We start from the raw sequence: 12,769 nt of genomic DNA on the forward strand, positions 1-12,769 counted from the left end.
CGGAGCCGGGCCGACTGTCGCCGACCCGGCTCATCACCATTCTGCCGATCTGCGGCTTACGCCTTCGCCCGGCGACCGCGGGTCACCTTCGGCGGACGCCAGGAAGTCATGGCCTCGTCGGTCACATGCAGCCGCCCAGCGGTCTCGGACAGGAACCCGGTGTAGGTGTCAGCCGGGGACTCGCCCCAGACCGGATCGAACTCGCCGTGCCACTGACGCACCCACGGCAGCACCTCGCGCAGACCCGCAAGCAACGGCAGCAGCCGGGCCGCATCCCAGCCGTCCTCCTGCTCGCGAGCCACGATCAGGGTGGACAGGGCCTGCGCCTGCTCCCGGTGATCCCAGCCGGCCCACCCGACGAGCAGCGACGGGTCACCGTCACGACTGGCCCCCGGATAAGAGATAAACCGCTCCTTGGGCACGTCAAGCTTGCCGCGGTGCCGCCAATAGCTGGTCTTGAGGAAGTCCGCCGAGGCGTACTTCGGCGGCACCGGAACCTTCTTACGGAACTCCCGCTTCGCAGCCTCGTCGGGTAGTGCGTCCTCCTGCCGCTGCAGATTCCATACGTGCTCCCATTCGGCTCGTTTGGCCAAACCCGAGTCCTTATAGCGCAGCCCTGCCAGGTACGGCACATGCTCCTCGGCGACGAGGTCAGCTATCACCTTGCCAAGATCTTTACCGGGCGCGTAGAGCTCTGCCACTTCGAGCACCTCAGCGTCGCGGCGCAGTTCGTCGGCGAGCTGGGCGGTTGTCAACGGCCGCGGCTGTTCCACCCCGTCGACGTAGTCAAACCACAGCCCACGCGCCTCGCACCGAGTGAGAAGCCAATCCTGTAGGGCCTTCGCCAACATCGTGTCCCAGCCTTCGGCGGCCCAGCGCCGCTTGCATTCGGGTCGCTCGATCAGCGCGATGTTGCGATTATCCTCAATAATCGAGATCCGCCGCTCGACCATCGCCCGATAATCCGCGGTCCAGTGCTCCGGCAGCTCAGTGATCGGCGTCGACCCATGCCGCGCGAACCACTGCGTCTCCAGAGCCTCGTCGCGCATCTTGCGGGCCAACACAATCTCGAACGCCCGCTCGCCCAGCCTCAAGCCCGGCACCTCATCCGCCGAGGCAGTCAGCTCTTCATCCAGCAGTCCGTAGAGCGAGTAGACCTGCCAGTCCAACTCCTCCTGGAGTGCAAGCATTTGGGCCCGAACCGAGTGCCACTCACGCTCAGCAGCAAAGAGGCGTTCGCGACTCGGCACGCCAGAGGCCGTAATCGCCGCCGGGGTCACCGTTGCAAGCTGCTGCGCCAGCCTATCAATCTTCCTGCCAAACTCCAGGGGATACACAGACGGCAGCGGAAATTCCTGCAGCTTAGTAGCGGTGAAGTCGTAGAATCGCTCCCACTCCTCACTAGCGATACCACCACCGATTCCACCGCTACCCTTATCGTGGCAAACCTGCTTCAACCAAAAGCACGAAGTGGAACTATTTAGCACCGCCAGTAGAGAGACATATTCATCTTCCGATAACCCTAAAGGCAGCTTTATAGCCGGGGCGGAATGGTGAAATACCTTTCCTCCACGATCCAAAACGAAGTGATTATGCGTCGCAACAAAGGCGAAGGCGATCGAGAGGGGAGATCTGTACCTCCTCGCAAAAAACATGGAATACTCAAACCATGCCAATCCGCGTGCGAGCTGGGTGCGACCGAAAGCGACCCTCTCACTTAAGATTCGCCTTGCAGGCCAAAGTATCTGAGATACTGCGGAATTTTGTTTCGCCTCGAGCGAGGTTGCATCGTATGGCCAGATTGATTCGGTTGGCTGGAGAATCCGCCAGTCGCGGGTTGAGTCACCTTCGACCATTGGCTTCCGGAACTCTTGCGGAATGTTCCGGCGATTCAGTGCACCCCTGCCCACCATAAACGCTCCGTCTTCGCGCGTAACAGCACCAGCGCCGATTTCCTCAACAAGACTACTGAGACGCGCGCCGGATGATTCGTTGAGGAATTTATGCAGATCTGCGGCGCCACCACCTCCCAGGCTCCACGGGTGACGCTCTAGCCGAGATCTGTCGAGGTCATCAACGCTAACCCAGTCACTCTCCGAACCCGGCTGACCAATTTGGTCGACAATCGCTCGCCATACCAAACCTAGCCTCGGATTCGCCGGTGTACTTGGTTCGCCCCGAATACCCATGACCGCACGAACCGTCTGCCCGCGATGCCGTTTGCGTTGGCGGCCGACTAGGATAACCGTTGGAGTCCCATGCCCAGGGATGTGTGACCCAGAAGTGTCAACAACGTGGGTTAGGTCCACCTCATGCGCGAAAAAGACTTCAATGAGCTTCTTTCCAAACTCTCGCTTCGCAAAGGAGTTCGCCGTTATCTGGCCGACAAATCCAGCCCCTCGACCGCTTCCGTCCACTGACTTTGCCAGTTGAAAAAAACGTTGAGCGAATGGGACCGAAAGGGCATATGTTCCAGCGCAAGAACTATAAATATCCCGGTAAAGATCGTTCAGAGCCCTATCCTTCACCGTAATGTAAGGAGGATTTCCGACCACTACGTGGTACCGCCCGTCCTGAAGGATATCGGGATGGTCCTGGATATCTTCGACGCTGTACTGCAAGCTGGCTAGTTCATCACCCTCATCAAAGAGTAGTAGTTGACGCGTCTTGATCAGCGAGTCGCCTACGGCAAGGTGAATTGGGAAGACATAACCAGCCGACTCAGCGAGGGTCTTAAGGTTGCAGGCGCGCAGCGCCGCCACCAGTAGGCGAAAGCGGGCGATAGCAATCGCGAACGGGTTGATGTCGACACCATGCACCGCGTCCAGGGCCAACTGGACCCGCTCCTGTGCGTCCCGGTTGGGAGCACGCCGCTCCCACTCCTTGAGTAACCGGTCGAACGCTCCCAGGACGAAGTGGCCAGATCCGCAGGTAGGATCGATCATCTTCACCTGGTCGTGGCCGAACTCGTCGATCGCCGGAGTGAGCGTCAGGTCGAGGATGAACTCCTCGACGAACTCGGGGGTCTGCAGCAGGGCATACGTCTTCTTGGCGTACTCGGAAAGGTCCTGATAAAGGTCGCCGAGGAAGCGGGTGTCCCACAGTTCGTCGCGGAAGCTATGCATCAGGCTGCCCTGCTCGCCGCGACGGCGCCAGAAGCCGATCAGCTCCTTGGCCGCATCGTGTGACATCGGGATCTGGTAGAGCGGGTTGTGTCGCTTGTCGAAGAGTGACTTGCCGGCCTGGGTGCCGCCGATCGCGTCAAAGCCTTGGTGCAGCCAGTCACGCAGCGTCTTGTCCGGGTGGTCGCGGAAGAACTGAGCCTCCGCTTCCTCGGCGAGCACCAGCCGGTCACCCGGCCCGGCCAGGAACGGCTCCGGCAGCAGGCCGTTGTCCTCACAGAACCGGACGAAGACGGTGCCGAGCACCCACGCCACCGCAGCCTGGGTGACCCGCTCGTCGCGCCAGACCGTCCAGGTGGCAGAGGTGCGCCCGACCTTGAACGCGCGGTCGTACTCGCCGCGTAGCCGGAGGCGTACCTCCTCGACCGACTCGGCCTGCTCTCGCAGGTCCTTTTCCAGGTTCTTGACCTGCTTCTGCAGGTCGCTCAAGAGCAGTTTCCGGTCGATCACCCGATGACTCTAGCCGCCGGAAAGGCCGTCGATGAGGACCATCTTGGCGGCTATATCCGCCGTTCGGGGGACGATCGCGCCTCTATCCTCGTCCGCGTGACAACCAACGTGACTACGAAGCAGCTGTCGACGGCTCGGGGCTGCGTTCTCGGGCTTGTGCTCGGCGATGCGATCGGTGCGGCCGGCGCCGAGGTGCCGCCCGACGGTTCGCTGCGTGCCACCACCGGCGCTCAGCTCGCCTGTTTCACGATGGAAGGGGTGATCCGCGCGCACGTCCGCGCCACCCACAGGGGCATCTGCCATCCGCCGAGCGTCGTCTGGCATGCCTACACGCGTTGGGCCGCCATGCAGGGGATCCTCGATGTCAAGCCACTGCAGGAGGAGAACTGGCCGGACGGCTGGCTCGCTCAGGTGCCGGTGCTGGCCGCTCGGCGTGGTTCGGCGCCGGCCACTGTCACAGCGTTGCAGAACGGGACGATGGGCGAGATCGGCAAGCCGGTCGGTGGCAGCGTCGGCGCGCACGGCCTGACCCGCGTCCTTCCTGTCGGGCTCACCGCCGAGTGGGTTCCTGAGCCGGCCCGTTTCGCCGCGGAGATCGCTGCGACCACGCACGCCGGGAAGGCGGTGCACGCGGCTGCCCTCGGCGCGACGATCATCGCTGGCATCGCCAAGGGGCAGGGCCTCGAAGAGGCCGTACAGCAGTCGCAGTGGGAGAGCCTTAACTTCCTGGAACAGCCGGTCGAGTCGCCTGTCGCCTCTGCTGTGGAGGCCGCCCGATCTCAGCCACGGCAGACCACGAAGCTGGCTCGACTCGTGCCCGATGCCCGAGCTGCGGCCGCGCTGGCCGGAGGTGTCTATGTGGCGCTCTGCTTTCCCGGACGCGACCAGATCCGCGACGCCCTGCTCTTCGCCGCGTCGTGCGGCAACGGAAGCCACGTCGCTGCGGTGGCCGGCGCTCTGCTGGGCGCCGCCCACGGAGCTGATGCGTTGTCGGTCGACTGGGTTTCCCGGCTGGAGCTGGCGTGGGTCGCCGACGTCCTGGCGCGGGATCTCATCGCGGAGTTCGCCGACGAACCGTCCGGCACCGAGTACGCCCAGGGCGGTGATCCGTACTGGTCGGATCGCTATCCGGGCTGGTGAGAAGCCGCGCTGAGGTCCGCGGACACCGGTTCGGATGGCGGCGCAACAGCTGCCGCGAGCCATCGGAGTCGCCCGTTGATTCCGTCGAGGTTAGAGTAGTCACGCCAGGTGATCGGGTAGCTGCCGGACAGAGTCCGCTCGCTGCCGGCGTGATAGCTGCCGTCCGTGCCCCAGCGCAGCAGACCCGACAGGTTCTTCCGCCCTTCGTGGATCCGGAACGCCTGGTCGCGGGTGAGTTTGGCGGTCGCGGGCGGCCGCCAAAGCCGCTGATCGTTGCTCAGCATGATCGCGAAGCCGTTCGACGCACGGCCAGCAGCGCAGAACTTCTCCAGCCGAGCGATGTCGAAGACGAAGCCCTGCCGGCCGAGATCGGTGGCCTCGTGGTTGCGCAGATGGAACGACTCCCCAGTGAGTGGGTCCGTGCCGGCCCAGGTCCTGGTGAAGTACTTGAACTCGACGGCTGTTCGTCCCTGCGGCCCGAAGCAGAGCAGGTCGACGTACTCACGGGTGTCCTGCCGTACCTCCAGCCGGATTTGAACCGAAGGCTCGATCTCGCGCAGCACCCAGGCGAAGGCGTGCTGGAAGTCGGCCTCGGAGTGGAACACCGGCCGCACGGCGCTCAGCTTTTCCATGACGGTGCTGACGTCGACGGCTCCTGCGATGAGCGGCATCGGGCCATCGTGCCGGATCATGCGGTAGCCGCGCTACGGTGCGTGTTCTCCACCCATGCGTCCGGGAGGGAGATCCATTCGTTGTCACCGACCCGGACCACGGTGCCGTCGATCTTTGGCAGCAGATCCGGGTCCTCGGCCGGGCAGAGCAACCACAGGTCGCCACTCCCGCTGCGGGCCGCGTCCGCCAGTTCGTACAGTCGCTCCATCGCCCGGTAGCGGGCCAGGACCGCCGCGTCGTGCAGCAGGAGCGGGCCGCCGGCCGCCCGCAGCTCGTCAAGCAGGTCCGGGGCGACCGATGCCCACGCCTGCTCCACGTACTCGCCCAGTTTGATCGCCGAGCGGGTGCCGGGTTCTGCGATATCGGCGCCGAGCACGGTTTCCCAGGTCGGTTTCGGACGAGCATCGACCAGGTCGTGCAGCTTCGCCAGGAACCGGAAGGCGACGTTGAGTGGCTGGGCGGAGAAGCGGCGGACGAGTTCTTCGCGGGCTAGCGCGTACCGGGAAAGCCGTACGGTCAAGGCCCGGAAGCCTCCGGCGGAGGCCGCACCGGTCAGGCGCTCTTCGGCGCGCAGCGCCGACGCGAGGATCGGAGAGTCCGCGGTCCACGCGGTGGGCGCCGTCGATGCCGATGACCGGCGTCGCACGATGGTCATGGACGAGGAAGCCGCGGGCCGCGTGGGTGCGGCGTAGTGGTCGCGGTTCCAGATCAGTTCGAATCCGGCCTCGGTCAGCAGGCGGTCGAGGCGGGGGTGCCCGGGTATCGGCGGCAGGTCCGGGAAACGCGCGGCGACCCGGTCGGCGATCTGCGCGGGCGTGAGACCGCGCGGTTGGCCGGGCAGCCCTGCCGGGGGCAGCACGCCGGCCTGGGCCAGGCGCAGCGCCCGTACCGGATCGAGGTCGCGCGGGTAGATCTCCAGGCGGGCGGTGGCGGCGGCATTCTCCGACGCCACGGCGGCCAGTAGGACCCGCCGACGTTCGTCGATGGCGTCCGCGGCGCCGCCCGGTGCGGTCACCGTGGCGAGGGTACGCAGCACGGTGGCCGGGCTGGGCAGCACCTCGTTACCGGCGAGGCGGTCAGCGGCCTTGCCGAGCGCATCGGCGTAGGCGAGCAGGGCTGGTGCGGCCGGGGTGTCCGGGGCGTCGTCCTCGCCCGCTTCGAGCGCCACCAGCAGACGGTCGCCGTGGCGCCGCGACAGCAGGCGGGGCTCCTCGGCGAGCGCGTCGATCTCGACGGCGGCGCGGACCGCGGCGAGCGCGACGGTGTGGCGCAGCTCATCGCCGGTACGCATGGATCCGCGGCTGGTGAGCAGGGCGGTGGCGAGTTCGTTGACGCTCATCACACGACCGCCGTCGCGCAGCAGCTCGATCAGCTCGGTGCGGACGCTGGACACCACGGAGATGTCGTTCCAGCGTTTGCGCTGTTTGCCGAGGATCTGCGCGACCCGGCCGGGGGTGACGTTCAGTGCGGCGGCGACCTGGGGCTGTTGGGGCCACGGTGTCAGGCCGGGCAGTGTGCCGGTCTCGTCCGGCAGGCGCAGCAGCAACCGGGTGCCGTCGACCTCGGTGGCGTTGCGGCCGTTCTTCGCCGGGATGAGCAGCGTGGCGATCGCGTCCAGACCGACCCGGAGAAGCTCGGCGTCGGCGGGTCCGCCGGAGGATTCGGTGGATGCCTCGGCAGCGGCGCTGCGGCGGGCGTTCGGCGAGGTGGGCAGGGTTTCCCGCTCGCCGAGCCGGGCACGCCAGTCCTTGACCCGGCGCTGCAGCTCCTGCCGGGTCTTCGCGCCGAGGCCGGGCAGGTGTGCCAGCTTGTTCGCCACGGTGAGCAGGTCGCCGACCGTGGTGGCGTCCAGGCGGTGGGCGGCGGAGACGGCCCGGGGTGTCAGGCCGGCTGCTTCGAGCGCGGTGGCCCGGGTCGCCTTGGCGGCGGCTTCGTCGCGGGCGGCTTCCGCGCCCTCGACATCCGGTTCCTCCTGCGGTTCGGGGTGGTTGGTGCCGACCGGGGCGCTGGCGTCGGAGCGTCGGAATACCTGCTGCCAGGCGTCGCGCATGTCTTTGAGCGAGGGGTACCGGGTGCGGCTGTCACGGTGCAGGGCTAGTTCGAAGAAGTCGACGAGGCCATCACGGATGGCGGGGTCGAACGCTTCGGCGGCAAGAACCGGCGGGCCTTCGGTGTGCTGTGCAGCGGCGGTGCCGTCGCCCCAGTCCGGCAGTTCGCCGGAGGCCATCTCGTGAAGGGTGACGGCGAGGGCGTACCACTCGGCATGTTTGTCGTAGACGGGACGGTTGACAGCGCCCAGGAACGGATCCAGATACCGCGGTGTGCCCGCGGTGATCTCCTTGACCGATACCCCGGCCAGCGAGAAGTCGAACAGCACCAGCTGGCGGGTGCGATTGGGGCGGATCCGGATCGCGATGTTGTCCGGCTTGATGTCGCGGTGGTAGACGCCCTCACCCTCCAGGTAGTCGAGGGCACCGAACAGGTAGTCGCTGTACGTCTCCAGCTCGTCGACGGTGAGCCGGCCGTCGTCACGCAGTTTGCGGGCCAGCGTCAGGTCGCCGGCGTGTTCCAGCACGACGATGGTGCGGTCAGCGATCCGCAACGTGTCCGGCCGGGCCAGCCGGATCACCCGCGAGTCGGTCAGCGGGCCCAGGACGCGCGCCTCATGTGTGAGGCGGCTGGCCTTCTCGTCGGAGAGACCGACCTTGAGCACTTCGGCGCGGCCGGTGCGATCGTTGTCGGCGAGGAAGGCCCGGCAGGTCGATCCGGTGCCGAGCCGCTTGCGTACGGTCCATTCGCCGACCTTGTCGCCGGGGCGGGCCTCGAGCGGATCTGTCGGTTCGGGTTCCGTTTGCGTGGGATGCACGGACGGCGGCGACGAAGGTGCGGTGAGCTCCTCCTCGACCAGCTCGAGCATCTCGAGGAACTCGGCGACGGTGGTCAGTCGCTGAGCCGGCACAGGTGCCGTTGCCGCCTGCACGAGTTCGTCGGCGAACTCGGAGATGGCGTCGGCGACGGAGGACGCCCGCAGGCCGTTGTCGCGGGCGAGGCGCGCCAGCAATTCGGGCCGCTTCGCGGCTGGTGGCTGTCCGGTGAGGATCAGATAGGCCAGGGAACCCATGCCGAAGACGTCCATCGCGACCGGGTCCGGCCGGGGAGCGGTCATCTCGGGTGCCAAGTACGCCTCCGCCGAACGCTCGAGGTGGGACGCCGCGTGCGACGACAGCACCACCGAGCCGCCGCTGCCATCGCTTCCGGCGGAGTCGGATCCTCGGGTTGCGGCCTGCCAGTCGCTGATCTGCAGCTGCGGGAACAGCCACGCCTCTTCCTCGGAGCCGCCCCGCCGCTTCGGGCCGGGAGTGACGATGATGCTGCGTGCTGACAGTGCCCGGTGGTGAAGATGACGGCGATGCGCGTACGCCACCGTCTCGGCCAACTGCCGGATCATGGTGAGCCGAGCGGGCGCGTCCAGGCGATCTTGATACTGGGCCATGTAGTGGTCCAGCCGCATGGAACGCGGGTCGTACCGGAAGATCAGCGCGGGGCCGGCTTCGTGTGACTCCATCGAGTCGACCTGGACGATGCCGGGGTGGTTGATGCCGTGCAGGACCAGCATCTCCCGTTTGGCCGCACGCTCGATACTCGCCCGCTCGGTCTGCACCGCGTTGCGCTCGACCAGGTAGATCCGCACACGGCGGCGTTCGCGTTCCAAGTCACGGTGCTTGGCAAGGTGGTCCTGCCAAGTGGGGCCGACATCGAACGGCCGGGTCTCCAACTCCCACGACCCGATTTGGTAGTGCCGCCGGCTCCGCGCGATACCGATCTCGGCAAGCAAGTCGGGAAGCGCCCGAGATGTCTCGACGGTGAGCCGCTGCCGTTCGTCCTGCGGTGGGCGCTGCAGCAGCGCACCGATGGTCGGGAGCCTATTCGCCGGATTGGGGCCTACTGGCTCGGGGCCATAGACACCGTGCAGGTGGTGGTCCGAGAGCTCAACCTGCAGGCCAGGCTTCGACAGGAATACTGCAGCCTGCACGAACGGGATCCGGACAGGTGCCCCCCGTCGGCGGGAGGCCGCGGTTTGCAGAAGCGACTTGAGCTTCTTCGCCTTGGCATCAGCCAGGTGGAGCGGGTTGTCGAAGGTGCGGGTGTGGCTGGGTCCGTGCTGGATCCAGTTCGAGCCGCTGGAGACGAGCCGTCCGTTCAGGCTCTTGATCTCGATGAGGTAGAGCCCGCTCGGCGCGGCGACCAGTAGATCGACCTCGTACGGGTGGCCAGTCTGTGCGGTGAACGTGAAGTTTGACCATGCGCGATACGGCTCGGTGTCCGGAAGTAGTTGCTGGACGTACGCCAGAGCCTCGCGCTCGTGCGCGAACTGCGACGGCGTGATCGTGGTCCACCGGCCTTCTTGCATGACCGGATCCTATGGGCTGCGAGCACGATCCCGTCCGACAGGACGGGATGCAGCGACCGAGTTCGAATTCGTCGATCTGTCGCAGAGGGTGGAAGGGCCTCGAGTCCGGAGGTTTGGCGATTCTGATCATCAAGTCGCCCAGACACTTGAACCACCGTTGAGCCGCATACACGAAGATCACGCATCGAGATCAAGGAATGACACCACGTGCATGCCTCCGATAGGGTGACGCCCGGTTGATGCCGCATCGCTACGGGGAGGGCTGCGGTGGGTTCGATTGCGCAGTTTCTTGGGCGAGCGGTGGACTTGCATCGGCAGGCTGCGTCACTGCTGCTGGATGCGGAGTCGGCGGTCGCTGGGCTGGAGGATGACCAGTTCGCGGGTGCTACGGCCGATGGTGCGCTGCGACGGCTGGTAGCTCAGTTGCAGGTCGTAGCCCAGGCCGGTCTGCCGGGCTGGCTCGGTATGCCGCTCGACGGGCGGATCGTCAGCCGGCCGCTCGGGCAGGACGCGCGGTCGGGTGGTCCGCTGTTTCTGCGGGTGGGCGACGCCGAACCGATTCGAGGCAGTGTGTTCTGGGCGGCAGCGCCGTTCGTCGGCGCCGGCCATCTGGCGATCGACACCGACGCCCGAGACAGGTCCGTGGCGGCATGGCTGCGCGGCGTCCTGGTACGCACGATCGCGGCGCTGCCGGAGGGCAGCGTGCGGGTGCTGCCGGTGGACGGGGCGATGCTCGGCTCAGCGTTCACCGCGTTCCGGCCGCTCATCGACGCCGAGGCGTGGGCCACCCCTGCCACTAATCTTGCCGGGCTACGCACCGCCCTGGATGAGGCGGAGCAGCAGATCACCGCGGTACAGGCCGGTGATTTGCAGGCACCGCCGGTGCTGCTGATCGCCGTCGCGGCGCTGCCGTCGGGGCATGGGCGTGCCGAGTGGGCGCGGCTGGCAGCCATCGCCCATGCCGGGCCGGCAGCGCGGGTGCATCTGCTGCTGGCGGGCTGGCCGCCCACGCTCCTGCACGGCGACGGGCCACCACGGCTGGACCACACGACGACGCTGAGTACGGCCGGGGACGGCTGGTGGACGATGTCGGAACCGCCAGGACCGTACCGGCTGTCGACCGACGGCAGCGGCCTCGCCGCACCGATCCGGCTGGATCCCGGTGCCAGCGAGGACGTGGCAGCCGAGGTCAGCCGACGGATGGCAGCGACCGCCGCGGTGGCCCGACGCACCGACTTCGCGTCGCTCATGCCGCACCAGATCTGGCAGCAGTCCTCCGCGACAGGGCTGCGGGCGGTGGTCGGCCGGGACGGGCGAATCCCGTACGACCTGGTTTTGGATGATGCGACACCGCACATGCTGCTCGCCGGCAGGTCCGGTGCGGGCAAGACGAACCTGCTGCTGATCCTGCTGTACGCCCTCGCGTCCCGGTATTCCCCGGACGAGCTGGGCCTGTACCTGCTCGATTTTAAGGAGGGCGTGTCGTTCGTCGAGTTCACGCCCACCGTGAAGGACCCGTCCTGGATTCCGCACGCCCGGACGGTCGGTATCGAGTCCGACCGTGAGTACGGGCTCGCCGTCCTACAAGCTCTTGCTCGGGAGATGAACCGCCGCGCCGCCGCGCTCAAGGCCGCCGGGGTGACCAAGCTGGCCGACTTGCGCGCCAACTCTGATGTCGCGCTGCCGCGGCTGGTGGTCGTGATCGATGAGTTCCAGGTGCTGTTCGGCGCCAACGACGCCCTCGCCCGCGACGCGGTCGCAGCCCTGGAGGACCTCGCCCGTAAAGGCCGCTCCTACGGCATCCACCTGATCCTCGCCTCGCAAACCCTGGCCGGTATCGAGGCGCTGTACACGAAGAAGGACTCGATCTTCGGGCAGTTCCCGCTGCGGATCGCGCTGCCCGGTGGTTCCGGCATCCTCGAACCCGGCAACACCGCCGCCGACGGCCTCCCGGTCGGTTCCGCCGTGGTCAACAACGCTGGCGGTGTCGAACAGGCCAACCGGATCGTCCGGTTCCCCGAAGCCGACCCCGCCTCACTCGCCGCACAACGCCACATCGTGTGGCAGGCCCGGTCGCCGGTCAACGAGCCGCCCGCGGTGTTCGCCGGCTACGCCGAGCACCACATCGACGACGACCCGCTCTACCGTGCGCTCACCCCGCAGGTCCGCCGCCGGCAAGCCCTTGTCGGCCGCGCCATCGACGTCGGCCTGCCCACCGTCGGCTTCGCCATGGACGCCGTCCCCGGCCGGCACCTGGCCGTCCTCGGCACCTCCGCCATCGGCGCGGACATCCTGCACGCCGCTGCGGCCAGTCTCGCCGCGCAGCACGAGCCAGGCACCGCCCGCTTCGTGATCGCCAGCTTCGCCGCCGTAGCCGACCAGGTCGTCGACGACCTCGTCGCCTCCCTCACCGCCGCCGGGCACGACTGCACCGAAGCCGACGGCGGCACCGTCCGCGCGATCCTCGCCGACCTCGCCACCTCCGCGCCCGAAAAGCCGACGTACCTGTTGGCGTTCGCCGCCGACGTCATCGTGCCGCTGCTCAACGAACGCGGCCCGGAACGCCGCACCGGCCTCGACGACCTGCGCACCGTGCTCCGGCAAGGTCCCGGTCACGGCGTCCATCTGCTGAGCTGGTGGCGCGTCGCTCGCCGCTTCTCCGACGCCATCGGCGGCTCCGCCGGCCGCGAAGACGTCGCCTGCCTGGTCGCGCTCAACGTCCCCGGCAGCGAACTGTCCTCACTGCTCGGCGACCACACCCTGTCGTGGCAGCCGCGATCCAACCGGGCGCTGCTGCTCGACCGGCACGACCAACGCCAACGGCTCATCGTGCCGTTCGTACGCCCCGGCCGCCACGACGACATCACCGAACCGGGATGAGCTCACGGCTGTAGACCTCTACGCCACTACTGCG

5 protein-coding genes are annotated in these 12,769 nt (G+C 67.1%); 2 read left to right on the forward strand and 3 right to left on the reverse strand.

Translation table 11 applies throughout. From position 1 onward, the window contains the following. Nucleotides 1-56: 56 nt before the first annotated feature. Nucleotides 57-3,632: a BREX-2 system adenine-specific DNA-methyltransferase PglX gene (gene pglX / locus Aut01nite_RS42130; protein ID WP_043526154.1), complete on the reverse strand. Its 3,576-nt coding sequence runs from the start codon at nt 3,630-3,632 to the stop codon at nt 57-59. 3 nt (nt 3,633-3,635) lie between these two features. Here pglX and Aut01nite_RS42135 point away from each other — a divergent pair, with 3 nt between their 5' ends. Next, nucleotides 3,636-4,772 carry an ADP-ribosylglycohydrolase family protein gene (locus tag Aut01nite_RS42135; protein ID WP_083999137.1) on the forward strand — a complete coding sequence of 379 codons (1,137 nt, stop codon included), beginning with the start codon at nt 3,636-3,638 and terminating at the stop codon, nt 4,770-4,772. Here the strand turns inward: Aut01nite_RS42135 and Aut01nite_RS42140 are convergent. Together Aut01nite_RS42140 and pglW are read right to left on the reverse strand one after the other, a co-directional pair. Next, nucleotides 4,757-5,443 carry a hypothetical protein gene (locus Aut01nite_RS42140; protein WP_052163860.1) on the reverse strand — a complete coding sequence of 229 codons (687 nt, stop codon included), beginning with the start codon at nt 5,441-5,443 and terminating at the stop codon, nt 4,757-4,759. The two genes, Aut01nite_RS42135 and Aut01nite_RS42140, sit on opposite strands and share 16 nt — an antisense overlap. Before the next feature lie 17 nt (nt 5,444-5,460). Further along, nucleotides 5,461-9,855 (reverse strand): BREX system serine/threonine kinase PglW, encoded by a 4,395-nt coding sequence (gene pglW, locus Aut01nite_RS42145; protein WP_043526156.1) that lies wholly within the window; start codon nt 9,853-9,855, stop codon nt 5,461-5,463. Between the two features lie 423 nt (nt 9,856-10,278). Here pglW and Aut01nite_RS42150 point away from each other — a divergent pair, with 423 nt between their 5' ends. After that, the gene (locus tag Aut01nite_RS42150; RefSeq protein WP_043526327.1) at nt 10,279-12,735 is read left to right on the forward strand and encodes an FtsK/SpoIIIE domain-containing protein; all 2,457 of its coding nucleotides are present in this window, start codon (nt 10,279-10,281) and stop codon (nt 12,733-12,735) included. The last annotated feature ends 34 nt before the right edge of the window (nt 12,736-12,769 follow it).

This window comes from Actinoplanes utahensis (genome assembly GCF_016862455.1).
In the GTDB taxonomy this organism is placed as follows: domain Bacteria; phylum Actinomycetota; class Actinomycetes; order Mycobacteriales; family Micromonosporaceae; genus Actinoplanes; species Actinoplanes utahensis.

What these genes read in the sequence shown, in the direction of transcription:
- Aut01nite_RS42135 (WP_083999137.1), top strand. Translation starts at nt 3,636, where the DNA reads ATGACTCTAGCCGCCGGAAAGGCCGTCGATGAGGACCATCTTGGCGGC.
- Aut01nite_RS42140 (WP_052163860.1), bottom strand. Translation starts at nt 5,443, where the DNA reads ATGCCGCTCATCGCAGGAGCCGTCGACGTCAGCACCGTCATGGAAAAG.
- pglW (WP_043526156.1), bottom strand. Translation starts at nt 9,855, where the DNA reads ATGCAAGAAGGCCGGTGGACCACGATCACGCCGTCGCAGTTCGCGCAC.